Source organism: Streptomyces sp. NPDC045968, from assembly GCF_056430475.1.
Window position 1 is genome coordinate 1 of record NZ_JBWKLF010000003.1, and the last position, 23,433, is coordinate 23,433.

General features: G+C 71.9%; 22 protein-coding genes. 10 read left to right on the forward strand and 12 right to left on the reverse strand.

The genetic code is table 11. The features are described 5' to 3' along the window. Nucleotides 1-329: 329 nt before the first annotated feature. Complete coding sequence (locus AC07FA_RS09410) at nt 330-1,331, reverse strand: GlxA family transcriptional regulator (RefSeq protein WP_479074278.1); 1,002 nt, start codon at nt 1,329-1,331, stop codon at nt 330-332. Nucleotides 1,332-1,404: 73 nt separating this feature from the next. Between AC07FA_RS09410 and AC07FA_RS09415 the strand changes: the two genes are divergently transcribed. Next, nucleotides 1,405-1,989, forward strand: a complete 585-nt coding sequence (locus tag AC07FA_RS09415; RefSeq protein ID WP_479074279.1) for a cysteine hydrolase family protein — start codon at nt 1,405-1,407, stop codon at nt 1,987-1,989. Between the two features lie 3 nt (nt 1,990-1,992). On the opposite strand, the gene proC is transcribed toward AC07FA_RS09415, so the two are convergent. From proC to AC07FA_RS09440, 5 genes are all read right to left on the reverse strand, one after another. Then, nucleotides 1,993-2,802 (reverse strand): pyrroline-5-carboxylate reductase, encoded by an 810-nt coding sequence (gene proC / locus AC07FA_RS09420; RefSeq protein ID WP_479074281.1) that lies wholly within the window; start codon nt 2,800-2,802, stop codon nt 1,993-1,995. 61 nt (nt 2,803-2,863) lie between these two features. Continuing rightward, entirely contained in the window at nt 2,864-3,625 is a 762-nt protein-coding gene (locus AC07FA_RS09425) for an ABC transporter permease (protein ID WP_479074282.1), read from the reverse strand. After that, entirely contained in the window at nt 3,622-4,434 is an 813-nt protein-coding gene (locus AC07FA_RS09430) for an ABC transporter ATP-binding protein (RefSeq protein WP_479074283.1), read from the reverse strand. The genes AC07FA_RS09425 and AC07FA_RS09430 overlap by 4 nt, the downstream gene beginning before the upstream one ends. 74 nt (nt 4,435-4,508) lie before the next feature. Further along, entirely contained in the window at nt 4,509-5,045 is a 537-nt protein-coding gene (locus AC07FA_RS09435; protein WP_479074284.1) for a hypothetical protein, read from the reverse strand. Nucleotides 5,046-5,108: 63 nt separating this feature from the next. Then, nucleotides 5,109-5,405 (reverse strand): SH3 domain-containing protein, encoded by a 297-nt coding sequence (locus AC07FA_RS09440; RefSeq protein WP_479075148.1) that lies wholly within the window; start codon nt 5,403-5,405, stop codon nt 5,109-5,111. Between the two features lie 129 nt (nt 5,406-5,534). Between AC07FA_RS09440 and AC07FA_RS09445 the strand changes: the two genes are divergently transcribed. After that, a complete protein-coding gene (locus AC07FA_RS09445; protein WP_479074285.1) occupies nt 5,535-7,745 on the forward strand; it encodes a protein kinase domain-containing protein in 2,211 nt (736 codons plus the stop codon). A gap of 55 nt (nt 7,746-7,800) precedes the next feature. Here AC07FA_RS09445 and ilvD read toward each other — a convergent pair whose 3' ends face one another. The 4 genes from ilvD to AC07FA_RS09465 all read right to left on the reverse strand — a co-directional run bounded on the left by ilvD (nt 7,801) and on the right by AC07FA_RS09465 (nt 12,269). Continuing rightward, nucleotides 7,801-9,651, reverse strand: a complete 1,851-nt coding sequence (ilvD, locus tag AC07FA_RS09450; RefSeq protein ID WP_479074286.1) for a dihydroxy-acid dehydratase — start codon at nt 9,649-9,651, stop codon at nt 7,801-7,803. A gap of 126 nt (nt 9,652-9,777) precedes the next feature. Beyond that, the gene (locus AC07FA_RS09455) at nt 9,778-10,395 is read right to left on the reverse strand and encodes a TetR/AcrR family transcriptional regulator (RefSeq protein WP_479074288.1); all 618 of its coding nucleotides are present in this window, start codon (nt 10,393-10,395) and stop codon (nt 9,778-9,780) included. After that, nucleotides 10,392-11,201, reverse strand: coding sequence for a sugar phosphate isomerase/epimerase family protein (locus AC07FA_RS09460; protein WP_479075150.1), 810 nt, complete (start codon nt 11,199-11,201; stop codon nt 10,392-10,394). The genes AC07FA_RS09455 and AC07FA_RS09460 overlap by 4 nt, the downstream gene beginning before the upstream one ends. A 120-nt stretch (nt 11,202-11,321) precedes the next feature. Continuing rightward, on the reverse strand, nt 11,322-12,269 hold the full coding sequence (locus tag AC07FA_RS09465; protein WP_479074290.1) for a Ppx/GppA family phosphatase: 948 nt from the start codon (nt 12,267-12,269) through the stop codon (nt 11,322-11,324). A gap of 40 nt (nt 12,270-12,309) precedes the next feature. Between AC07FA_RS09465 and AC07FA_RS09470 the strand changes: the two genes are divergently transcribed. Further along, the gene (locus AC07FA_RS09470) at nt 12,310-13,152 is read left to right on the forward strand and encodes a DUF3109 family protein (RefSeq protein WP_479074292.1); all 843 of its coding nucleotides are present in this window, start codon (nt 12,310-12,312) and stop codon (nt 13,150-13,152) included. 8 nt (nt 13,153-13,160) lie between these two features. On the opposite strand, the gene AC07FA_RS09475 is transcribed toward AC07FA_RS09470, so the two are convergent. Further along, nucleotides 13,161-14,960 (reverse strand): BACON domain-containing protein, encoded by a 1,800-nt coding sequence (locus tag AC07FA_RS09475; protein ID WP_479074294.1) that lies wholly within the window; start codon nt 14,958-14,960, stop codon nt 13,161-13,163. Between the two features lie 172 nt (nt 14,961-15,132). Between AC07FA_RS09475 and radA the strand changes: the two genes are divergently transcribed. Both radA and disA read left to right on the forward strand, forming a co-directional pair. Continuing rightward, on the forward strand, nt 15,133-16,545 hold the full coding sequence (radA, locus tag AC07FA_RS09480) for a DNA repair protein RadA (RefSeq protein ID WP_443037486.1): 1,413 nt from the start codon (nt 15,133-15,135) through the stop codon (nt 16,543-16,545). A gap of 80 nt (nt 16,546-16,625) precedes the next feature. Beyond that, nucleotides 16,626-17,750, forward strand: coding sequence for a DNA integrity scanning diadenylate cyclase DisA (gene disA / locus AC07FA_RS09485; RefSeq protein ID WP_479074296.1), 1,125 nt, complete (start codon nt 16,626-16,628; stop codon nt 17,748-17,750). A 73-nt stretch (nt 17,751-17,823) separates the two neighbouring features. Here disA and AC07FA_RS09490 read toward each other — a convergent pair whose 3' ends face one another. Beyond that, nucleotides 17,824-18,639 carry a hypothetical protein gene (locus AC07FA_RS09490; RefSeq protein WP_479075151.1) on the reverse strand — a complete coding sequence of 272 codons (816 nt, stop codon included), beginning with the start codon at nt 18,637-18,639 and terminating at the stop codon, nt 17,824-17,826. 229 nt (nt 18,640-18,868) lie between these two features. Here AC07FA_RS09490 and AC07FA_RS09495 point away from each other — a divergent pair, with 229 nt between their 5' ends. The 5 genes from AC07FA_RS09495 (at nt 18,869) to cseC (ending at nt 23,423) form a co-directional block, all read left to right on the forward strand. Further along, the gene (locus tag AC07FA_RS09495) at nt 18,869-19,771 is read left to right on the forward strand and encodes an HhH-GPD family protein (RefSeq protein ID WP_479074298.1); all 903 of its coding nucleotides are present in this window, start codon (nt 18,869-18,871) and stop codon (nt 19,769-19,771) included. 141 nt (nt 19,772-19,912) lie between these two features. After that, entirely contained in the window at nt 19,913-20,533 is a 621-nt protein-coding gene (locus AC07FA_RS09500) for a SigE family RNA polymerase sigma factor (protein ID WP_479074300.1), read from the forward strand. Next, nucleotides 20,521-21,264 carry a hypothetical protein gene (locus AC07FA_RS09505; RefSeq protein ID WP_479074302.1) on the forward strand — a complete coding sequence of 248 codons (744 nt, stop codon included), beginning with the start codon at nt 20,521-20,523 and terminating at the stop codon, nt 21,262-21,264. Before AC07FA_RS09500 ends, AC07FA_RS09505 begins: the two co-directional genes overlap by 13 nt. A 42-nt stretch (nt 21,265-21,306) precedes the next feature. After that, nucleotides 21,307-22,011, forward strand: coding sequence for a two-component system response regulator CseB (gene cseB, locus AC07FA_RS09510; RefSeq protein ID WP_479074304.1), 705 nt, complete (start codon nt 21,307-21,309; stop codon nt 22,009-22,011). Next, on the forward strand, nt 21,900-23,423 hold the full coding sequence (gene cseC, locus AC07FA_RS09515) for a two-component system sensor histidine kinase CseC (RefSeq protein WP_479075153.1): 1,524 nt from the start codon (nt 21,900-21,902) through the stop codon (nt 23,421-23,423). Before cseB ends, cseC begins: the two co-directional genes overlap by 112 nt. The last annotated feature ends 10 nt before the right edge of the window (nt 23,424-23,433 follow it).

A 23,433-nucleotide genomic window follows, 5' to 3' on the forward strand; every position in this document is an offset into this window, starting at 1 on the left:
GATTCCCGGTCGAAGCGGGTTTCGCTTTCCAGTTCTTCGCTTTCGCGTTTCCCTTTCCGGCGAGTCCGACTCTATCAGATCCTTTCGGGCCTGATTCCCAGTCAGTGGGGCTGTCTTCCCGGCCGTTGGGCCGTTCCGACGAGTGAGACTTTAGCGAATCCCGGGCCCCGACGCTAATCGGGTCACGCTCGTTCGAACGCGGATTCCTCATTTCGCAAATGCGCACAGAAAACGGTGCGACAACTGTCGCTCGCTTCGAGTGGTTCTTGCGGAATGGCTGTCCGGGGACCGACCGGGGTCGGCGCTCACGTCGGACAACTCGGAGCACATTACGTATCTGTGCGGGGCGTGTCAACCCCCGGCCGGGGCACGGCGTCGTGGAAGGCCAGGCGGTAGTCGCGGGGGCTGGTGGAGAGGTGGGTCGCGAAGTGCTGCCGCATGGTGATCTCGCTGCCGAACCCCGTGCGGCGGGCCACTTCGGGGAGGGGGAGGTCCGTGCGCTCCAGGAGCCTCTGGGCTGCGGCGATGCGCTGGGTGATCAGCCAGCGCAGGGGCGTCGTCCCGGTGGTCGCCTGGAAATGGCGGGCGAAGGAGCGCGGGGACATTCCCGCGTGGCCGGCCAGGGACGCGACCGTATGGGGTTCGGCCAAGTGGGTCAGGGCGTGGGCGCGTACCGAGGCGAGGGTGTCGGCGTCGCGGTCGGTATGAGGGGTGGGGTGCTCGATGAACTGGGCCTGGGTTCCGGTGCGGAACGGGGCCGTGACCATCGAGCGGGCGATCGTGGCCGCGGCTTCGGCGCCATGCGTGGTGCGGATCAGATGGAGGCAGAGGTCGATACCGGCCGCGGTGCCGGCCGAGGTCCAGATGTTGTCGTCGTGGAGGAACAGGGCGTCCTGGACCACCGTGACGTGGGGGTGGTGGGTGCGGAGGAGGCCGGTGAGGTTCCAGTGGGTGACTGCCTGGCGGCCGTCCAGCAGACCGGCCTGGGCCAGGGTGAACGCTCCTCCGCAGAGCGCGGCGATCGGGGTGCCGGCCGCGTGCGCGCGGCGGAGGGCGTCGAGGACCGGGGCAGGGGCGGGAGTCACGTGGTCGTCGAGGCCGGGGACCACGATCAGGTCGGCGCGGGCCAGCCAGGCGAGGGTGCGGTCCGGGCTGAGGGTCAGGCCGCCGCGCAGCTGGACGGGGGCGGGGTCCGCCGCGGTGCGGCGCAGGTCGAACGCGGGTACGCCGCGGTCGGTGCGGTCCACGCCCCAGACCTCCGTGATGACGGAGACGTCGAAGGCTCTGATGCCGGGGAAGGCGAGGAGTGCGATGCGCGTCGTGGCGGCCATGCTGGCAGTAAATCATCGATCGATGGCTTTTGTGGGTCTGGGTGGGCGGCGTGCCAGGACGGACGATCAGGGCATGGAGATTTCGGAGAACGCGGCGCTGGTTGTGGTGGACGTGCAGGAAGGGTTCGAGGAGGGGGCGTACTGGGGGCCCCGGAACAATCCGGACGCGGATCGGAACATCGCCGGGCTGATCGACGCCTGGCAGACGAGCGGGCGGCCCGTCGTCTTCGTACGGCATGACTCGCCCAACCCCGATTCGCCGCTGCGGGCGGGGTATTCCGGGAACGGCTTCAAGAGTTATGTGGAGGAGCGGCGGGGGAAGGGGGGCGGGCCTGAGCTCTTGGTGACGAAGAGCGTGAACTCCGCCTTCTACGGGGCGCCCGATCTGGATTCCTGGCTGCGGGAAAGCGGAGTGCGCCAGATCGTCGTGGCCGGGATCCAGACCAATATGTGCGCGGAGACGACGGCGCGGATGGGCGGGAACCTCGGATACGAGGTGTTCTTCGCGCTGGACGCCACGTACACCTTCGACCTGGCGGGGCCCTGGGGGTGGACGCTCGGCGCCGAGGAGCTGGCGCGCGCCACCGCCGTGTCGTTGCACGGCGGTGGGTTCGCGCGGGTGGTGCGGAGCGCGGAGCTGGTGGCGGCTGCGGTCTGAGGCTCAGCCGTTGCCGGAGGCGAGTTCGCGGCTTCGGTCCCGGGCGGCTTCGAGGGCGGCGATGAGGGCGGCCCGTACACCGTGGTTCTCCAGCTCCCGGATGGCGCTGATGGTGGTGCCGGCGGGGCTGGTGACGGCTTCGCGGAGCTTGACCGGGTGTTCGCCGCTGTCACGGAGCATGACGGCGGCGCCGATGGCGGCCTGGACGATCAGGTCGTGGGCCTGGGCGCGGGGCAGGCCGAGGAGGATTCCGGCGTCGGTCATCGCCTCGACGAGGAAGTAGAAGTACGCGGGACCCGAGCCGGAGAGGGCCGTGCAGGCGTCCTGCTGGGATTCGGGGACGCGGAGTGTCTTGCCCACGCTGCCGAAGATCTCCTCGGTGTGGGCGAGGTGCGCGGGGGTGGCTTCGCTGCCTCCCGAGATGACGGACATGCCCTCGTCCACCAGGACGGGGGTGTTCGGCATGACGCGTACGACCGGGGTGTCCGGGGTGAGGCGTTCCTCGATGAACGCGGTCGTGATGCCCGCCGCGGCGCTGATGACCAGGCGGTCGGGGGTGAGGTGGGGGGCCAGTTCGTCGAGGAGCTTGCCCATGTCCTGCGGCTTGACCGCGAGGATGAGCGTGTCGGCGCTCTTGGCGGCTTCGGCGTTGGTGACCGGCTCGACGCCGTACCTGGTGCGGAGTTCTTCGGCGCGCTCCGAGCGGCGCGCGGTCACCAGGAGGTCGGCCGGGCGCCAGCCCGCCCGGATCATGCCGCTGAGCAGTGCCTCGCCGATCTTGCCTGTGCCGAGGACTGCGACTGTCTGGGTCATGGGTTCACCCTCCGGGCGGTGCTCTGTTCGTCGTTCTCGTCGTCATCCTCGCATCGGGTCGTCAGGCCGTGCGGCGGCGGAGTGTGGCCGCGCCCAGGCAGAGGACGAGCAGCGCGCAGCCCGCGACCACGAGGATGTCCCGGACGAAGTCGGCGGTGATGTCGGTGTGGAGGAGGACCTCGTTCATTCCGTCGACGGCGTAGGACATGGGCAGGACGTTCGAGATCCCTTCGAGCACGGGGGCCATCTGGTCCCGCGGGGTGAACAGGCCGCAGAGGAGCAGCTGCGGGAAGATCACGGCCGGCATGAACTGGACGGCCTGGAACTCGGACGCGGCGAAGGCGGAGACGAACAGGCCGAGGGCCGTGCCGAGCAGGGCGTCGAGGAGCGCGACCAGGAGCAGCAGCCACGGCGAGCCGATGACGTCGAGGCCGAGCACCCAGACGGAGAGCGCGGTGGCCAGGAGGGACTGGGCGACGGCGACCGTACCGAAGGCCAGTGCGTAGCCGGCGATCAGGTCTCCCTTGCCGAGGGGCATGGCGAGGAGACGTTCGAGGGTGCCGGAGGTGCGTTCGCGCAGGGTGGCGATCGAGGTCACCAGGAACATCGTGATCAGCGGGAAGATGCCGAGCAGTGAGGCGCCGATGGAGTCGAAGGTCTGCGGGCTGCCGTCGAAGACGTACCGGAGCAGCGTGATCATCAGGACCGGGATGAGCAGCAGCAGCGCGATGGTGCGGGGGTCGTGACGGAGCTGGCGCAGGACGCGGGTGGCCGTGGCCGTGGTGCGGGCGGGGGTCAGCGCGCGTGGAACGGTGGTGCTCATCGGGTCGCCTCCTGGCGGGTGGCGGTCGCGGATGCGTCGTCGACCAGGTGGAGGAAGGCTTCCTCGACGGTGGCGGAGCCGGTGCGGGTGCGCAGGGCCGCGGGGGTGTCCGCGGCGAGGATGTCGCCTTCGCGCATCAGGAGGAGCCGGTGGCAGCGCTCGGCCTCGTCCATGACGTGGGAGGAGACGAGGATCGTCGTGCCCCGGTCGCCGGCGAGGGTGTGAAAGAGGTTCCACAGGTCGCGGCGCAGGACGGGGTCGAGTCCGACGGTCGGTTCGTCGAGGACCAGGAGTTCGGGCGTGCCGAGGAGGGCGACGGCGAGCGAGACGCGGCTGAGCTGGCCGCCGGAGAGCGTGCCGGCGAGGGCGTCCGCGTGGGAGGCGAGGTCGACGTCGTCGATGGCTCGGGTGACGGCATCGCGGCGGGCGCCGCGGTGGGGGCGGCCGGGCTGGAGGACGGCCGCGAAGTAGTCCAGGTTCTGCCGGACGGTGAGGTCGGTGTAGACGGACGGGGCCTGGGTGACGTAGCCGATGCGTGGGCGGAGCGCGGGGTGGCCTGCCGGGTGGCCGAGGACGTGGAGGGTGCCGGTGACCTGGGCCTGGGTGCCGACGACGGCGCGCATCAGGGTGGATTTGCCGCAGCCGGAGGGGCCGAGGAGGCCGGTGATCCTGCCGGGTTCGACGGTGAAGCCGAGGCCGCGCAGGACGGTGCGGTCGCCACGTACGACGGTGAGGTCGCGGGCTTCGACGGCGGGGCCGGGGGGTCCTTCGGGGGGTTCGGGGCTATCGGCGCGCAGCGAATTCATCATGTGATGAATTTTTGTCCCGGCGGAGTCCCCCGTCAAGGGATCGGCAGGTGCGTGGGCGTCGCGGGGGGGGCGGGTTACCTGCGCTTGGGGCGCTTGCGGGCCGCCGGGTTTCCCGTACGGGACGAGCGGCGCTTCGCGTACTGGGCGAGCGCGGTGTCGTACTCCGTACGCCGCAGCTTCTCGCCCGGGGCCTCCGTGAGCGAGCGGAAGAAATAGGCGAGCAGCGAGCCGACGAAGCCGATGGACTTGAGGCCGCGCAGATTGTCCTCGCGGGCAGGGTCCTCCGGCCGACGGCCGAAGCCCTCCCAGGTCTTGCGGAAGGCGATCGCGCTGCAGACCGCGAACATCAGGACGACCAGGATGCCGACGAAACTGCCGACGTCCGCGATCTCCAGGCCCTGGTAGGCGAAGCGGAGTACGAAGCAGGCGGCGACGGCCGCGGCGAGCGATCCGGCGGCGACGCCGGCTCGGCGCAGCCCGTAGCCGCCGTCATGGCTGACCCAGGTCGTACCGAAGAATCGGATGGGCTCGGGCCGCGGGCCGGGCGCGGTGGCGTCGGAGGACTTGGGGCCGGGACCGGGTGCTGCGCTGTTCTCGCTGTTCTCGCTCACGAGGTCGATTATCCCCGCGCCGCGCCGGCAACCGCCGGTCGCGGCGCGGGGACGATCGGGCGGTCAGTCGCAGCGCGGGGCGACGTACCCGTCACTGCCGGTCTTGACGTAGGCGTCCGAGACGAACTCGCCGTCGGCGATGTTGTCCCAGAGGCTGGTGGTGCCGTAGGGGCCGGTGACCCGCTCCCCCGGCTTCTGGCAGTAGACCGGGACGCTCATTCCGTATGGCAGCGTCCGGACGATGCCGTACTTCGTGCCCGGTCCGCGTCGGACATTGACCCGGTATCCCGGTGCGATCGGATAGCGGGTCACGCCGTCCGACGCCAGTGTCACGCTCTCCGCGACGGCGTTCTCTTCCATGGCCATAAGGCCCTCCCCCGTTGGAAACAGTGCATGCGACGCGCAGGCTAACAAGCCCCACGCCGATCGCACACACCATCGACTAGGCTCCGTGCGTCGCGCTTGCGCACGAACACACGGGGGTGGGCGATGCCGCCGCTGCGAGGGGCCGGATTCGATCCGGAAGCGGAGCATCCTGAGTACGCCGGGCAGTACCGGCTCGAAGCACGTCTCGGAGCGGGTGGCATGGGTGTGGTGCACCTGGCGCGCTCCGCGTCCGGGCTCCAGCTCGCGGTGAAGATCGTGCACCGGCAGCATGCGGCGGACCCGGAGTTCCGGGCGCGTTTCCGGCAGGAGGTGGCGGCGGCCCGACGGGTCAGCGGCGCGTTCACCGCGCCGGTCGTCGATGCCGATCCGACCGCCGCGCTGCCCTGGATGGCCACGCTGTACGTACCCGGCCCGACGCTCTCCGAGCAGGTGAAGCGGAACGGGCCGCTGGCCCCCGCCGAGCTCCGCAGGCTCACCGCGGGGCTGGCCGAGGCGCTGCGCGACATCCACCGGGCCGGGGTCATCCACCGCGACCTCAAGCCGAGCAACGTGCTGCTCTCCGACTCGGGGCCCAAGGTCATCGACTTCGGGATCTCCCGGCCGTACGACAGCGATCTGCGCACGGAGACCGGGAAGCTGATCGGCTCGCCGCCGTACATGGCACCCGAACAGTTCCAGCGGCCCCGCGAGGTCGGGCCGGCGGCGGACGTGTTCGCTCTGGGGGCCGTGCTGGTCCACGCCTCGACCGGCCGGGGGCCCTTCGACTCCGACAGTCCGTACATCGTGGCCTACCAGGTGGTGCACGACGAGGCCGATCTCGCCGGGGTGCCGTCGGATCTGTCGCCGCTGGTCGCGCGGTGCCTGGCCAAGGACCCCGCGGAGCGGCCCACTCCGGACGAGATCATGGCGGCGCTCGCGCTGCACCCTCCGTCGTACGACGCCGCCGCGTTCATACCGTCGCAGCGCCGGGCGGCCGCGGCGCCCGGGTCCGCGCGGGCGTTGGGGCCGGGCTCCGGCTCGGAGACGGGGCCGGGGCCCGAGACGGAGACGCATGTACGGGCGTCCGGTGCGGGTTCTGCGCGGTCGCCGAAGCGCGGGGGCCTGCGGTCGCGGTGGGCGGTGGTCGGCGCGGCGCTGCTCGTCCTGACCGCCGGGGGCGCGGGGGCGGTCGCTCTCCGGGACGGGGACGGGACTCCGGGCGGTCCGGCGGGCGCGGAGGGCGGCAAGGGCGTGGTGACTGCTGCTTTCGTGCCGTGGGTGACGCCGTTGCCCTCGCCGGGCGGGTCGACGCCCGCCTGTTCGCGGGCCGGCGACGGGCTGTACTGCGCGGCTGCCGGATTCGGTACGGCGCGACTCGATCCGGTGGACGGCCGGGTGGCCTGGTCCCATCGGGAGTCCTCCGGGGAGACGCCGTCGGTGGGGGCGCTGCCGATCGGAGTCGTACACGCCTCCGATCCCGGTGAGAAGCTCCGGGCGTACGACGCGGACAAGGGCACGGAACTCTGGGACAAGGACCTGTCCGGGTACCTCGGTGTTCCCTTCTCGGCGGGGGACACGCTGCTGATGACCCGGGAGAACGGCACCGCCGAAGGGCTGGATGCCAGGACCGGGGCGTCCCGGTGGGTGCGGGCGGTGCCCGGTCACCTGCGGCCCGACTACGCCCTGTACGACGAGGAGTCCGGGCTCGCGTACGCCTTCGAGCACGCGGCCGACGGCGCCACGACCCTGGTCACGGCGCTCGAAGCGGCTACGGGGCGCACCGCGTGGCAGCACCGGCTGTCCGGGACGCTCACGCCGGTGGGCGCGCCGGGCGGTGCGCTGGTGCTGACGGCCATGAACGAGGAGGCCCAGACCGTGGCGCTCGTCCGCTACGAGCCGGCGCGCACGGCGGTCACGCGGCTTTCACTGCCCTTCCGCATGAACGAACCGGAAGTGGTGATGGGCGGGGACACGGCCTATCTGCTCGCGCGGGGCGGAACGCTGCTCGCCATGGACACCCGCGCCGGCGGTGCTGCGGACCCGGCGGGCCGGAAGGCCGAGCTGTGGCGCCTGGAGACCTCGGCCGGGCGGACCTCGCCGCCCGTACTCACAGGCGGGAACCGGCTGTGCTTCTCGGCGGCCGACGGGCGGCTGCTGGCTGTCGACGCGAAGCGCGGTGCGCTGCTGGGCCAGACCCGCCCCAGGCTGCGGGCGGGAAAGCTCGCGTACGCCTCGGCGCTGCCTGCCCCCGTGGCCATCGGGGAGACCGTGTACGGGACGTCCCCCGACGGTTCCGTATTCGCTGTCGACGGGCGTAGTCCCGCGGACTGGTGAGGCCCTGGGAGCCGGTCGGTGACCGGTGCCCAGGGCCGTGGAACGGTCAGGCCGTTCAGCCGAGCTTGGAGACGTCGCGCACGGCGCCCCGGTCCGCGCTCGTCGCCATCGCCGCGTACGCGCGCAGGGCGGCCGAGACCTTGCGCTCGCGGTTCTTCGGCGCGTACACCCCGTTCAGCGCTTCGCGGCGGGTGGCCAGCTCGGCTTCGGGGACGAGGAGCTCGATGGAACGGTTCGGGATGTCGATCCTGATCCGGTCGCCGTCCTCGACGAGCGCGATGGTGCCGCCCGACGCCGCCTCCGGGGAGGCGTGGCCGATGGAGAGACCCGACGTACCGCCGGAGAAGCGGCCGTCCGTGACGAGGGCGCAGGTCTTGCCGAGACCACGGCCCTTCAGGAACGAGGTCGGGTAGAGCATCTCCTGCATGCCGGGGCCGCCGCGCGGGCCCTCGTAACGGATGACGACGACGTCGCCGTGCGTGATCTCCTTGCGGAGGATCTTGTCCACCGCCTCGTCCTGGGACTCGCAGACCACGGCCGGGCCCTCGAAGGTCCAGATCGATTCGTCCACACCGGCCGTCTTCACGACACAGCCGTCGACCGCGAGGTTGCCCTTGAGGACCGCGAGGCCGCCGTCCTTGGAGTAGGCGTGCTCCACCGAGCGGATGCAGCCGCCCTCGGCGTCGACATCGAGGGTGTCCCAGCGCTCGGACTGCGAGAAGGCGGTCGCGGAGCGGACGCAGCCGGGGGCCGCGTGCCACAGCTCGATCGCCTCGGGGGACGGGGAGCCGCCCCGCACGTCCCAGGACTTGAGCCAGTCCGCGAGGGAGTCGGAGTGGACGGAGTGCACGTCCTCGTTGAGAAGGCCACCGCGGCTGAGCTCACCGAGGATGGCGGGGATGCCGCCCGCCCGGTGGATGTCCTCCATGTAGTACGTGCCACCGGGCGCCACGTTCGGCGCGACCTTCGCGAGACAGGGGACGCGGCGCGAGATCTCGTCCATCTCAGGGAGGCCGAAGTCGAGCTCGGCCTCCTGCGCGGCGGCCAGCAGGTGCAGGATCGTGTTGGTGGAACCGCCCATGGCGATGTCCAGGGCCATGGCGTTCTCGAAGGCGGCGCGCGAGGCGATGCTCCGGGGAAGGACCGTCTCGTCGTCCTGCTCGTAGTGGCGCTTGGTGATCTCCACGACCGTGCGGCCGGCGTCCTCGTACAGCGCCTTGCGGGCGGTGTGCGTGGCGAGGACCGAGCCGTTGCCGGGCAGGGCCAGGCCGATGGCCTCGGCGAGGCAGTTCATCGAGTTGGCGGTGAACATGCCGGAACAGCTGCCGCAGGTCGGACAGGCGTTCTCCTCGATACGGAGGATGTCCTCGTCCGAGATCTTGTCGTTGACCGCTTCGGACATCGCGTCGACCAGGTCGAGGCTGCGGACCGTGCCGTCGACGAGGGTGGCCTTGCCGGCCTCCATCGGGCCGCCGGAGACGAAGACCGTGGGGATGTTGAGGCGGAGAGCCGCCATCAGCATGCCGGGCGTGATCTTGTCGCAGTTGGAGATGCAGATGAGCGCGTCCGCGCAGTGCGCCTCGACCATGTACTCGACGGAGTCGGCGATCAGGTCGCGGGACGGGAGGCTGTAGAGCATGCCTCCGTGGCCCATCGCGATGCCGTCGTCGACGGCGATCGTGTTGAACTCGCGCGGCACCGCGCCCGCCGCCTTGATCGCCTCGGAGACGATACGGCCGACGGGGGCGAGGTGGGTGTGGCCGGGGACGAACTCGGTGAAGGAGTTGGCCACCGCGACGATCGGCTTGCCGATGTCCTCGCTCGCTACGCCCGAGGCCCGCATAAGGGCGCGGGCGCCCGCCATGTTGCGGCCGTGGGTGACAGTGCGGGACCTCAGCTGTGGCATCGCGCTCGCTCCTTCGACGGAAAAGACTGTCTCCGAGCGTACGCCCTCGGCTCCAAGATCTGGACAGAGTGTCCGGAATGCGGGATGGGGTGCTCGGTGGGTGAGCGGCCGGCCGGGACGACCGGGTCAGGGTGCCGTCAGATATCGCTGGAGCGTCGGCGCCACCATCTCGATGATCTTCTCCGGGTCGGCCGACGCCAGCGGCTCGGCCTGGATCACGTACCGCAGGATCGCGATACCGATCATGTGCGAGGCGGCCAGCTCCGCGCGGAAGGTCGGATCGGGTACGTCCAGCTCCGCCGCGATCCGCTCCAGCAGCCGCCTCAGCACGAAGCCGCGCAGCACCTTCGCCGCCGTCTCGTGGGTGAGGGCGGAGCGGATGATCGCCAGCAGCGGGGCCCGGGTCGCGGGGTTCTCCCATACGGAGATGAAGTAGCGGGCCAGCCGCTCCCCCAGGCCGTCCGTCGAACCGCCGAGGACCGCGGGGATCACCAGTGCCGGTTCGAAGGAGACCTCGATGGCGGCCGCGAAGACCTCGTCCTTCGTACCGAAGTAGTGGTGGACGAGTGCGGCGTCCACGTCCGCCGCCTTGGCGATGCCCCGGATCGAGGTCTTGTCGTAGCCGCGCTCGGCGAATTCGGTGCGGGCGGCTTCGAGGATGCGGGTACGGGCGTCGGGGCCGGCGCCCTCCGTCGTACGCGCGGGACGGCCCCTTCGGCGGGGGGCGGGGGCCTCCGGTGTCATGCGCGGGGGGCCCGCGCGGACGAGGCCAGGTGCAGTCGGGTGAAGGCCAGCGCCTCCGCGAGGTCGGCCTCGCGTTCGGCGGAGGACATGGCGCGGCGGGTGTTGACCTCGATGACGACATGGCCGGCGAAGGAGGTGCGGGCCAGCCGCTCCAGCAGCTCCGCGCAGGGCTGGTCGCCGCGGCCCGGCACCAGGTGCTCGTCCTTGCTCGACCCCTTGCCGTCGGCGAGGTGGACGTGGGCGAGCCGGTCGCCCATCCGGTCGACCATGGCCAGCCCGTCGGTGCGGGCGGTCGCGGTGTGCGAGAGGTCCACCGTGAAATGCCGGTAGTCGTCGTTGGTGACGTCCCAGTCGGGGGCGTACGCGAGCATCTCGCGGTCCCGGTAGCGCCACGGGTACATGTTCTCGACGGCGAACCGGACGTCCGTCTCGTCGGCCATGCGCCAGATGCCGGTGACGAAGTCGCGTGCGTAGTTGCGCTGCCAACGGAACGGCGGGTGCACGACGACGGTCGACGCCCCGAGCTTCTCCGCCGCCGCCTTCGCCCGCTGGAGCTTCACCCACGGGTCGGTGGACCAGACCCGCTGCGTGATGAGCAGGCAGGGGGCGTGCACCGCCAGGATCGGCACCTGGTGGTAGTCCGAGAGCCGCTTCAACGCCTCGATGTCCTGGCTGACCGGGTCGGTCCAGACCATGATCTCGACGCCGTCGTAGCCCAGGCGCGCGGCGATCTCGAAGGCCGTCGCCGTCGACTCCGGATAGACCGAAGCAGTCGACAGCGCGACCTTCGCATCCGGTACGCGCACCACTGGTTCTGCCACCAGAACAGGGTACGGGCAGCGGTGCGCGTCGCCACGGGATCTTGACCGAAAGTGACCAGGGCCATGACGGATGGGCCTACCGGCGCCCGGCCCCGGCCGGCGCCGTCAGTTCAGCGCGACCTGTTCGGCCGGGAGGTGGTCCAGCCGGCGCAGGATGACGCCCTCGCGCAGCGCCCAGGGGCAGATCTCCAGCTCCTCGACACCGAACAGGTCCATCGCCCCCTCGGCGACCAGCGCCCCGGCCAGCAGCTGCGCGGACCGCCCCTCGGAGACGCCGGGCAGGTTGCCCCGCTGCTCGACGGTCATCGCCGCCAGCTTCGGGACCCACTCCTCCAGCGCCTTGCGGGTGAGGACGCGCTGTACGTACAGACCCTCCGTGGAACGGGCGGCGCCCGTGATCCTGGCGAGCTGCTTGAAGGTCTTGGAGGTGCCGACGACATGGTCGGGGCCGCCGAACCGGGTGAACACGCCGACGCTCCGGGCGATGCCGGCCCGCACGTGGCGGCGCAGCGCCTTCACCTCCAGCGGGTCCGCCGGGTCGCTGGGCAGCCAGGCCGCCGTCAGGCGCCCCGCCCCCAGCGGCAGCGACACCGCGGCGTCGGGCTCCTCGTCCAAACCGAACGCGACCTCCAGCGAGCCCCCGCCGATGTCCAGGACGAGCAGCTTCCCCGCCGACCAGCCGAACCAGCGGCGGGCCGCGAGGAAGGTGAGGCGCGCCTCCTCCTCACCGCTGAGGACGGCGAGGTCGACGCCGGTCTCGTCCCGCACCCGCGCCAGCACCGCGTCGGCGTTGGTCGCTTCCCGTACGGCGGAGGTGGCGAAGGGCAGCACGTCCTCGCAGCCCTTGTCCTCGGCGGCCTGCACGGCACCGGCGATCGTCGACACGAGCCGGTCCACGCCCAGCGGGCCGATCGCCCCGTCCTCGTCGAGGAGCTCGGCAAGCCGCAGCTCGGCCTTGTGCGAGTGCGCGGGCAGCGGGCGGGCGCCGGGGTGGGCATCCACCACCAGCAGATGAACCGTGTTCGACCCCACGTCGAGGACTCCGAGTCTCATACCCGGAACGCTACTGCTCCGACGGACTTACTCTTGGCGCGTGCCAAAGACGAAAAAGGCGAAGCCGGACAAAGCAACTAAGAAGCAGAAAATGAAGCGGGAGACGCAGCAGCCGGAAGCGCAGGGGCCCGCCAGGCCGGACGAGACGGGCATCGACTTCGCACGGGCCTGGGTGGAGTTCCCGGACCCGGCGGACGACGAGCAGATCTTCCGCTGCGACCTGACCTGGCTCACCTCCAGGTGGAGCTGCATCTTCGGCAGCGGCTGCCAGGGCATCCAGGCGGGCCGCGCGGACGACGGGTGCTGCACGCTGGGCGCCCACTTCTCCGACGAGGACGACGAGAAGCGGGTGGCCGGGCACGTGGCCCGGCTGACTCCGGATCTGTGGCAGTTCCACGACGTCGGTACGGAGACGGGCTGGGTCGGCATCGACGAGGACGGCGAACGGCAGACCCGGCGCTGGGAGGGCTCCTGCATCTTCCAGAACCGGCCCGGTTTCCCGGCCGGCGCCGGCTGCTCCCTGCACATCCTGGCGCTGCGGGAGGGCAAGGAGCCCCTCGAAACCAAGCCGGACGTGTGCTGGCAGCTGCCGATCCGGCGTACGTACGACTGGATCGACCGCCCCGACGACACCCGGGTGCTCCAGGTCTCGATCGGGGAGTACGACCGCAGGGGCTGGGGCCCGGGTGGTCACGACCTGCACTGGTGGTGCACCTCGGCGACCTCGGCGCACGGGGCCGGTGACCCGGTGTACGTGTCCTACCGTCCGGAGCTCGTCGAGCTGATGGGCAAGCAGGCGTACGACCGCTTGGTCGAGCTGTGCGAGGAGCGGTTGTCCTCGCTGCTGCCGATGGCTCCGCACCCGGCCGACCCGACGGGCTGACGGGGGCTTCAGCCCGCCGGGTCCGGGCTCGTGGGGCCCGCCCCCGGGTCCGTGGGCGTGGTGGGGTCGCTCGGGCCCGGCGACGGCGGGTCGGTCGGCTCCGTCGGGGCCGGGTCCGTGGGCGTCGGCGTGGGGTCGGGTGACGGCGCCGGGTCCGTGGGTGTGGGCGCGGGGGTCGTCGGCGGCGGCTCGGACGGTTCCGCCGGTACGGACGGGGTGGGCTTCGAGGGGCCGGTCGGGTCGCCGGGCGGCGGCGCCGTGGCCCCGTACCCGTCGATCACGACGACGGACCCTTCGGGGTCGAGGCCGACCCGTGCCCGCCACGGCCCGTCCGGCTCGGCCGCGTGGTTCACGGAGACGCGGATCGTGACGCTGCGGCCGGGGGCCAGCGTGCCGGACGTACTGCTGAGGTGGAGCCAGGGCGCGTCCACCCAGGCGGACCAGGAGACGGGTTCGCTGCCGGAGGCCGTCAGCGTGATCGTCGTGAGGTCGCCGGACGTGCGGGCCGTGACGACCAGGCTGCCGGGGCCGTGCCGCCCGCCGGTGCTGATCACCTCGGCCGAGACGTCCGGCGTACGGGCGCCGGGCGTGGAGCGGCCGTTCTTGCCGGGGCGGGCGTTGCCCGCGTTCTCGTAGTGGTCGTACGCCTCGCCCTCGAAGCCGCCCGCGCCCTCCCTCTCCGTCGCCGCGACCGAGGAACCGGCATGGCCCTCCCCCGTCTGCGGCGCCCCCCGGTAGGCGGCCCACAGGGCGATGACGGGTGCGGCGACGACGGTCGCGACCACCGTGGTCGTCAGGACCCGGGCGCGCAGCCGGTCCCGGCGGGCCGCGTGGTCCTTGGGGTCCAGCGGGAAGCCCGTCCGGTCGAAGCGCGGGCCGCCCGAGCGGGACCGCTGGGCGAGGGCCATGGCGACCTGGACGGAGGGGAGCGGCGCCTCGACGACCGGGAGCGCGGCGGTGGGGCTGACGGCCGCGCCGGGCCAGGGGCCCGCGGCGCCGGCCCGTTCGGCGGCGCGGCGGCAGCGGGGGCAGTCGTCGACGTGCCGGACGAGCTCGCGGCGCAGCGCGGCGGAGAGCAGGACCTGGTGGTCGCCGGTGAGCCGGGCGACGGTGGGACAGTTGCCGGTCTCGACGACGGCGAGGGCGGCCCGGGTCCGCTCCACCTCGCAGGCCGCGGCGGCCAGGAGCTCCCGGGCGACGACGGGTTCGAGGCCGAGGACGGCGGCGACGGCGCGCGGGGTAAGCCGGTGGCGTACCGCGAGTTCGAGTGCTTCGCGCTGTTCGGGGGTGGTGCCCGCTGCCTCGGGCCAGGCCAGCTGGGCGAGTTCGCGGCGGCGGGCTTCCGCGGCGGGGGATTCGGAGGGCGCCGGGACGGCCGCTTCCTCCGGACCGGCGGGGGCGGGAGCGGGGGCTTCCGGTGCGCTTCCTGGCGTGCGTCGGGTGGCGCGCGCGCCCCCCTTGGCTCCTTTGGCCCCTTTGGCCGGGAGGCGGTGGGCCTGGCGGCCGCGCTTCTGCTCGGAGAGCGTGCGCAGGCACATCCATCTGGCCAGGGCGTACAGCCAGGATTTACGTTCCTCCTCGTCCGCCGGGCACCGGCTGTCCTGCCGTTCGGCCACGACGAGGACCGCGCCGAGCGCCTCGGTCGCCGCCTCGTGATCGCACAGGACGGAGAGGCAGTAGGTGAACAGTCCGTCGAGGTAGGGCTCGTAACGTGCGGGCGGTCGCTGTGCCGACGCGTGGGGAGGGCGGCGGTGCGCCCGGTGTGCGCCGGTGGTGTGTGTGGGGGTCTCCAGCCTGGTGCTCGTCACGTGGCGACCGTAGGCAGGCGAAGGCACACCCTTAGCACCTCTTGACCACATTTAATCCTTACGGGTGAACGTATCCCTCAAAAGAGGACAGCAATTCCGGTTTCTGGCGGAAGCCCCCACGCGCGCCCCTGCGCCGGTCGGCGCTGTCAGACCTCACCTATACGGTGGCGCCATGGCTGCCCGTACGAAATCCGCGAAGGACCGGCCGTCCTACCGCTGCACCGAGTGCGGCTGGACGACCGCCAAGTGGCTCGGCCGCTGCCCCGAATGCCAGGCATGGGGGACGGTCGAGGAATTCGGCGGCGCCCCTGCCGTGCGCACGACGGCGGCCGGCCGGGTCTCCACCGCCGCCGTCCCGATCGGCCAGGTGGACAGCCGCCAGGCGACCGCCCGCTCGACCGGTGTCGGCGAGCTCGACCGTGTCCTGGGCGGGGGGCTCGTGCCGGGCGCCGTCGTGCTGCTCGCGGGCGAGCCGGGTGTCGGGAAGTCGACGCTGCTGCTGGACGTGGCGGCCAAGGCGGCCTCCGAGGACCACCGCACGCTGTACGTCACGGCCGAGGAGTCCGCGAGTCAGGTCCGGATGCGCGCCGACCGGATCAAGGCGATCAACGACCACCTCTACCTCGCGGCGGAGACCGACCTGTCCGCCGTGCTCGGCCACCTGGACGCGGTCAAGCCGTCCCTGCTCGTCCTCGACTCCGTACAGACCGTGGCCTCGCCCGAGATCGAGGGCGCGCCCGGCGGTATGGCGCAGGTCCGGGAGGTGGCCGGGGCGCTCATCCGGGCCTCCAAGGAGCGCGGGATGGCGACGCTGCTGGTCGGCCATGTCACCAAGGACGGCGCGATCGCCGGGCCGCGGCTCCTGGAGCACCTCGTCGATGTGGTGCTGTCCTTCGAGGGCGACCGCCATGCCCGCCTCCGTCTCGTCCGGGGCGTCAAGAACCGCTACGGGGCGACGGACGAGGTCGGCTGTTTCGAGCTCCACGACGAGGGGATCACGGGTCTCGCCGACCCCTCCGGCCTCTTCCTCACCCGTCGTGACGCGCCGGTTCCGGGCACCTGCCTGACGGTCACGCTGGAGGGCAAGCGGCCCCTGGTCGCCGAGGTGCAGGCGCTGACGGTCGATTCGCAGATCCCTTCGCCCCGGCGCACGACCTCCGGTCTGGAGACGTCCCGGGTGTCGATGATGCTGGCGGTGCTGGAGCAGCGGGGGCGGATCAGCGCGCTCGGCAAGCGGGACATCTACAGCGCGACGGTCGGCGGTGTGAAGCTGACCGAGCCCGCGGCGGACCTGGCGATCGCCCTGGCCCTGGCCAGTGCGGCGAGCGACACCCCGCTCCCCAAGAACCTCGTCGCGATCGGCGAAGTGGGCCTCGCGGGCGAGGTCAGACGGGTGACGGGGGTGCAGCGCAGGCTGGCCGAGGCGTATCGCCTCGGGTTCACGCACGCGCTCGTGCCGAGCGACCCGGGGAAGGTGCCGTCCGGTATGAAGGTCACGGAAGTCGCCGACATGGGCGATGCCCTCAGAGTGCTCCCGCGCCGGTCTCGTCCGGACGGACCACAGGAGGACAATGCGCGCCGGTAGACTTTGCCCTGGTCTCGCCCGCCCGTACGAACGGTATGAGGGACGCAAGGGCACCGCAAACCTGTGACCGGAGGAGTGCAGTGGCAGCCAACGACCGGGCAGCATCGCCCGGAAAGTCCGGCCAAGGCACCGGTAACGAGGCGCTGATGCGCGCCTCGTTGAGCGCGGTCGCGCCCGGAATGGCCCTGCGGGACGGCCTGGAGCGCATCCTCCGGGGCAACACCGGCGGGCTGATCGTCCTCGGCATGGACAAAACCGTCGAATCCATGTGTACCGGTGGATTCGTGCTGGACGTGGAGTTCACGGCGACGCGACTGCGTGAGCTGTGCAAGCTCGACGGGGCGCTGATCCTGGACAAGGACATGACGAAGATCCTCCGGGCCGGCGTGCAGCTGGTCCCGGACGCGTCGATCCCCACGGAGGAGACCGGCACCCGTCACCGCACGGCGGACCGGGTCTCGAAGGCCTGCGTCTTCCCGGTCGTGTCGGTCTCCCAGTCGATGCGGCTGATCGCGCTGTACGTGGACGGGGAGCGCCGGGTGCTGGAGGAGTCCTCCGCGATCCTGTCGCGCGCCAACCAGGCGCTCGCCACGCTGGAGCGGTACAAGCTCCGGCTGGACGAGGTCGCGGGCACGCTCTCCGCCCTGGAGATCGAGGACCTGGTGACCGTCCGGGACGTGACGGCTGTCGCGCAGCGCCTGGAGATGGTCCGCCGGATCGCTACGGAGATCGCCGAGTACGTGGTGGAGCTGGGCACCGACGGCCGGCTCCTCTCCCTCCAGCTGGACGAGCTGATCGCGGGCGTGGAGCCGGAGCGGGAGCTTGTCGTACGCGACTATGTGCCGGAGCCGACGGCGAAACGATCCCGTACGGTCGCCGAGGCACTGACCGAGCTGGACGCGCTGTCCCATACGGAACTGCTGGAACTGCCGGTCGTGGCGCGGGCGTTGGGGTACAGCGGCTCGCCGGAGACGCTGGACTCGGCGGTGTCGCCGCGAGGATTCCGGCTGCTGGCGAAGGTGCCGAGGCTGCCGGGGGCGATCATCGAGCGGCTGGTGGAGCACTTCGGTGGTCTGCAGAAGCTGCTTGCCGCGAGCGTGGACGACCTTCAGACGGTCGACGGGGTCGGGGAGGCGCGGGCGCGGAGTGTGCGCGAGGGTCTTTCGCGGCTGGCGGAGTCTTCGATTCTCGAGCGGTACGTCTAGGTGGGGGCGGGGCGGGTGCCGGTGCGTCCGGCGGCCGTCTCTCCGTCCCCGCACGCCGGACGGGCTTGGTGAGCTAGTCCTTCGGCAGGACGAAGGATGCCCGCTGGAGCGGTTCGCCCGGGGACCTGGCCTCAAGGAGATACGTCCCGGGGCCTGCCTTCTTCGTGGGGGCCGAAGCGCACTCGGGGGTGCTCTTCTCGCGGTCCCACTCCACCGTGTGGACGACCGTCGCGCCGGCGGGGACCTTCAGGAAAAGGTGGCCCGGAGCGGCCGGGCAGTCCTCGGACGACCAGATCCGGTCGTCCTCGCCACCCGCCTCGGTGATGGTGAGCACCGTGTTCTTCGGGCCGAAGTCCGCCTTGCAGGCGGTGGCCGAGGTGTTCTTGGCGATCAGCTGGAACACCGGCTCGTCGTCGGGGCCGTAGCTGACCTCCGTCTTCAGGCTCAGCGTGAGCGCCGCGGGCTTGCAGTCGGGGAGCGGTGAGCCGGCCGGCACCCGCTCGGCGGCCGGGACGCCGCCCGATCCGGCCGAGTCCGCCCCGGCCGTCGTGTCACCGTCGGAGCCGGCAGAACCAGCGGAACCGCCGGAACCCGCTGTGTCCGTTCCGCCCGTGGCGCCCGGGTCCGTGTCGCCGTTGCTTCCGTCCGAGCCGGACTCGTCGCGTCCGCCCGGCTGTTGGCTGATCGCGGGCCCCGAACCCGAGGGGCCGGGGGTGATCGAGGGTGCGGGATCAGGTCCTTTGGCCTTGGCGTCGCCGCTGTCCCCGTTGCCCCCACCGGAGGTGACGGCCCATACGATCAGCAAGGCGAGCAGCGCGATCAGCGATGCCGCGACTGCCCTCCGTCGCCAGTAGATGGAGGAGGGAAGCGGCCCGACCGGATTGCGCATAGATCCCACGGCGCAAACTCTACGAGAGATCGGGCCCAACTCCCGCCCCACCCGCCGCTCTGATCGTCAAGTTTTGCCGATCATCATCACGGCGTGCCGCGAGGACGGCTCCCGAGACGGGCACAGGGGACAGAACGGGTGGCGTCGTCACTCCGTGGGGCCTCCGGAAGGACGACACCCCTGCGGCCGTGACCATCGCCCCGCCTTCCGTGCCAGGATCGTCGGTGCGATGACTGCGACGACTTCCACACACACGCCCCCCGCATCCCTCCACACCCCCGTCATCGGGTGGTTCGAGCAGCACGCCCGCGATCTCCCCTGGCGCCGCCCCGAAGCGGGCGCCTGGGGCGTGATGGTGAGCGAGTTCATGCTGCAGCAGACCCCGGTGAGCCGAGTCCTCCCCGTGTACGAGCAGTGGCTTGCCCGCTGGCCGCGCCCCGCCGACCTGGCCGCCGACGCCCCCGGTGAAGCGGTCCGCGCCTGGGGCCGCCTCGGCTATCCCCGCCGGGCCCTGCGCCTGCACGGGGCCGCGCAGGCGATAACGGAACGGCACGGCGGCGACGTGCCGAGCGAGCACAACCAGCTGCTGGCCCTGCCCGGCATCGGCGAGTACACGGCGGCGGCCGTGGCCTCGTTCGCGTACGGCCAACGGCACGCGGTGCTCGATACGAACGTCCGCCGGGTGTTCGCCCGCGCCGCGACCGGCATCCAGTACCCGCCGAACGCGACCACCGCCGCCGAGCGCAAGCTCGCCCGGGCGCTGCTCCCCGAGGAGGAGGAGCGCGCGGCCCGCTGGGCCGCGGCCACGATGGAGCTCGGCGCGCTGGTGTGCACCGCGAAGAACGAGGACTGCGCGCGGTGCCCCATCTCCGGTCAGTGCGCCTGGCTGCTGGCCGGGAAACCCGCACACCAGGGGCCGCCGCGCCGGGGCCAGACGTACGCCGGTACGGACCGGCAGGTACGGGGGCGGCTGCTGGCCGTTCTGCGTGAGGCGGTGGCGCCGGTCGCCCAGTCCGCGCTCGATGCCGTGTGGGACGAGCCCGTGCAGCGTGCCCGGGCACTCGACGGCCTGGTCGCCGACGGTCTGGTCGAACCGCTGCCGGACGGCCAGTACCGGCTGCCGCTGACCTGAGCCCCGGCGGTCCGCGCTGTTACACAACCGATGGGCAGCCGTGCGTCCGCGTATGGCTGCTCCGGACAGCCTCGTGACAACGCCTCCGTAGCGTCTGCGACAGCAGTGAGACGGGGATCCACGGGGACGGAGGCGGTTGTAATGGCGCAGGGCGAGGTGCTCGCATTCGAGGACTACGTACGCACCCGGCAGGATGCCCTGCTGCGCAGTGCCCGGCGTCTCGTCCCCGACCCTGTGGACGCGCAGGACCTGTTGCAGACCGCTCTGGTGCGTACGTACGGCCGCTGGGACGGCATCGCCGACAAGTCCCTCGCCGACGCCTATCTGCGCCGCGTCATGATCAACACGCGTACGGAGTGGTGGCGGGCCCGCAAGCTCGAAGAGGTCCCCACCGAGCAGCTTCCCGACGCGAGCGTGGAGGACGGAGCGGACCAGCGCGCCGACCGTGCCCTGCTGATGGACGTCCTGGGCGTACTGGCTCCCAAGCAGCGCAGCGTCGTCGTGCTGCGACACTGGGAGCAGATGAGCACGGAGGAGACGGCCGCTGCTCTCGGTATGTCGGCGGGTACGGTGAAGAGCACGCTGCACCGGGCGCTGGCGCGACTGCGCCAGGAACTGGAGAGCCGCGAGGCGGCGAGCCGGGAGGCCCGCAGCCGCGAGGCAGCCGCGAGTCGCACGCCCGGGTCGCCGGTGCGCGCACACACACCGGCGCGGCACGACAGGCGTCACGACGAGCGGGGGCGGGAGCGGTGCGCGGCCTGACAGGCAGCAGTGACGGCACGGACGGCGACGGCGCCTCGTACGACGGTCGCGGAACGGCCGGCACGGCCCGCCGGCGCAACGGAATCCGGGCCGGACTGGCGGCGAGCAGTACGGCGATGGCCGGGCTCGCCGCCTTCGGACTGTTCGGCGTCAGCTGTTCCGCGGGCGGCACGGGCACCCGGGACGAGGGGCCGGCCGGTACGCAGCCGGTCGCCCAGGTCACGCCCTCGCTCGCCACGCCCTCGACGACCGCGCAGCCCGCCCGGCGGGTGAACGCCGTGGCGCTGCTGAAGCGGGATTCCGCGGTGAGCGCGCGGGTCAGGACCGACCTCAGGCCCTGCTCCGGGGACGAGTACCCCGTCGACACCTCGTACGGATCACTGACCGACGGCCCGGCCGCCGATGTCGTGGTCAACGTGATGACCTGCGGTGATTCGGTGGGCATCGGCACGTATGTCTACCGGCCGCGGTCCGACGGCTCGTACGAGAACGTCTTCGCCGCCGAGATGCCCGCGGTCTACGGCACGATCGACCGCGGTGATCTGGTGGTGACGACGCAGGTGTACGGATCGAAGGACTCGGTCGCGTACCCCTCCGGCGAGGAAGTGATCACGTACCGCTGGGCGGACGACCGGTTCAGCGAGCACGACCGTGTGCACAACGACTTCAACCGGGCCGTCGGCAGCGGGGACGGCGAGATCCCCACGCCGGCGGAGCCGACCAGGAACTGACCGAGAACCGACCGAGAACCGACCCGTACGGAAAGCAGTCGCATGGCCGAGACCCACGTCCTCTTCGTCGAGGACGACGACGTGATCCGCGAGGCCACCCAGCTCGCGCTGGAGCGGGACGGATTCGTCGTCACCGCGATGCCGGACGGCCTCTCCGGCCTGGAGGCGTTCCGGGCCGACCGCCCGGACATCGCCCTGCTCGACGTGATGGTGCCGGGTCTGGACGGGGTCAGCCTGTGCCGCCGCATCCGCGACGAGTCGACCGTGCCCGTGATCATGCTGTCGGCGCGCGCCGATTCGATCGACGTGGTGCTCGGCCTGGAGGCGGGGGCGGACGACTACGTCACCAAGCCGTTCGACGGAGCGGTGCTCGTCGCCCGTATCCGCGCCGTGCTGCGCCGCTTCGGTCATGCGGCGGGCACGGGCGGGCAGCCGGGCGGCGAGTCGCCGTACGAGGCCGGCGGCGTGCTCGTCTTCGGTGACCTGGAGATCGACACCGAGGGCATGGAGGTGCGCCGCGGTGGCCGGCAGGTGGCGCTCACGCCCACCGAGATGCGGCTGCTGCTGGAGTTCTCCTCCACGCCCGGCACCGTGCTCTCGCGCGACAAGCTGATGGAGCGGGTCTGGGACTACGGCTGGGGCGGGGACACCCGGGTCGTCGACGTCCATGTGCAGCGGCTGCGGACCAAGATCGGGCAGGACCGGATCGAGACGGTCCGCGGCTTCGGTTACAAGCTCAGAGCATGACCGGCCGGCCCCTGCGGACCGGCGTCCGCTGGAAGATCAGTATCGCGATCGCCGCCGTCGGCGCGCTCATCGCGGTGGCACTGAGCCTGGTCGTCCACAACGCGGCGCGCGTCTCGATGATCGAGAACGCGCGCGAGGTGCAGCTGGAGCGGCTCCTGTTCGCGCAGCGGCTGTACGAGGCGACGAACGCGAAGAACAACACGCCCAAGTTCGGTGCGAAGCTCAACGACCCGGCGATGCCCGAGAGCCTGCGCGACGAGGTCCGCGGCAACCGCCGTGCCACCCACGTCGACGAGTACGTGAACGGCGTGCCGGACGTCTGGGCGGCCGTCCCGCTGGCCAACGGCGACATCCTCTCGCTGCACACCCGCTTCGCCGACCGCAGCGCCACGATCATGAGCGACCTGGACCGGGCCCTGGTCATCGGCTCGGTCTCCGCCGTGCTGGGCGGCTCCGCACTGGGCGTGCTGATCGGCGGCCAGCTGTCGCGCCGGCTGCGCAAGGCGGCGGCCGCGGCGGGGAAGGTCGCGCAGGGCAACACGGAGGTACGGGTCAGGGAGGCCGTCGGCGGAGTGGTCCGCGACGAGACCGATGAGCTGGCCGGCGCGGTGGACGCGCTGACGGACGCGCTGAACGAACGCATCGAGGCGGAGCGCCGGGTCACCGCCGATATCGCCCATGAGCTGCGCACGCCGGTGACGGGTCTGCTCACGGCGGCCGAGCTGCTGCCGCCCGGACGCCCCACAGAGCTCGTACGCGACCGGGCGCAGGCCATGCGGACGCTGGTCGAGGACGTGCTGGAGGTGGCCAGGCTGGACAGCGCGTCGGAGCGGGCGGAGCTTCAGGAACTGCCGCTGGGAGAGTTCGTCACCCGTCGGATCGCCCTGCTGGGCCCGGACGTCACGGTGCGGGTGATCCACGAGTCGTGGGTCTCCACCGATCCGCGGCGCCTGGAACGCATTCTGGGCAACCTCCTGGGGAACGCGGCCAAATACGGGGCCTCGCCGGTGGAGGTCACGGTCGAGGGCCGGGTGGTGCGGGTCCGCGACCACGGGCCGGGGTTCCCGCAGGAGCTGCTGCGGGAGGGGCCGAGCCGCTTCCGTACCGGGAGCAGTGACCGGGCAGGGCAGGGCCACGGGCTGGGGCTGACGATCGCGGCGGGCCAGGCGCGGGTGCTGGGCGCCCGGCTCACCTTCCGCAACCTGGCGCGTGAGGACGGCGCCGAGGGGGTGGGCGGGGCGATCGCCGTGCTGTGGCTGCCGGAGCACGCGCCGACGGCCACCGGCAGTTTCCCGGTGCTCAACCTGGCGGAACAGCGGCGGCCGGACGGACCGAGAAGACGGTGGACGGGCTCGAAGAACCGAGCCCGTCCGGCGGCCGAGGACGGAACGGGTACCGGAAGGACCCGGTGACCCTTTCCGG

Bases quoted from the DNA above. Each gene is read 5' to 3' on its own strand.
- AC07FA_RS09410 (WP_479074278.1), bottom strand. From the start codon at position 1,331: ATGGCCGCCACGACGCGCATCGCACTCCTCGCCTTCCCCGGCATCAGA.
- AC07FA_RS09415 (WP_479074279.1), top strand. From the start codon at position 1,405: ATGGAGATTTCGGAGAACGCGGCGCTGGTTGTGGTGGACGTGCAGGAA.
- proC (WP_479074281.1), bottom strand. From the start codon at position 2,802: ATGACCCAGACAGTCGCAGTCCTCGGCACAGGCAAGATCGGCGAGGCA.
- AC07FA_RS09425 (WP_479074282.1), bottom strand. From the start codon at position 3,625: ATGAGCACCACCGTTCCACGCGCGCTGACCCCCGCCCGCACCACGGCC.
- AC07FA_RS09430 (WP_479074283.1), bottom strand. From the start codon at position 4,434: ATGATGAATTCGCTGCGCGCCGATAGCCCCGAACCCCCCGAAGGACCC.
- AC07FA_RS09440 (WP_479075148.1), bottom strand. From the start codon at position 5,405: ATGGAAGAGAACGCCGTCGCGGAGAGCGTGACACTGGCGTCGGACGGC.
- AC07FA_RS09445 (WP_479074285.1), top strand. From the start codon at position 5,535: ATGCCGCCGCTGCGAGGGGCCGGATTCGATCCGGAAGCGGAGCATCCT.
- ilvD (WP_479074286.1), bottom strand. From the start codon at position 9,651: ATGCCACAGCTGAGGTCCCGCACTGTCACCCACGGCCGCAACATGGCG.
- AC07FA_RS09455 (WP_479074288.1), bottom strand. From the start codon at position 10,395: ATGACACCGGAGGCCCCCGCCCCCCGCCGAAGGGGCCGTCCCGCGCGT.
- AC07FA_RS09465 (WP_479074290.1), bottom strand. From the start codon at position 12,269: ATGAGACTCGGAGTCCTCGACGTGGGGTCGAACACGGTTCATCTGCTG.
- radA (WP_443037486.1), top strand. From the start codon at position 15,133: ATGGCTGCCCGTACGAAATCCGCGAAGGACCGGCCGTCCTACCGCTGC.
- AC07FA_RS09490 (WP_479075151.1), bottom strand. From the start codon at position 18,639: ATGCGCAATCCGGTCGGGCCGCTTCCCTCCTCCATCTACTGGCGACGG.
- AC07FA_RS09495 (WP_479074298.1), top strand. From the start codon at position 18,869: ATGACTGCGACGACTTCCACACACACGCCCCCCGCATCCCTCCACACC.
- AC07FA_RS09500 (WP_479074300.1), top strand. From the start codon at position 19,913: ATGGCGCAGGGCGAGGTGCTCGCATTCGAGGACTACGTACGCACCCGG.
- cseB (WP_479074304.1), top strand. From the start codon at position 21,307: ATGGCCGAGACCCACGTCCTCTTCGTCGAGGACGACGACGTGATCCGC.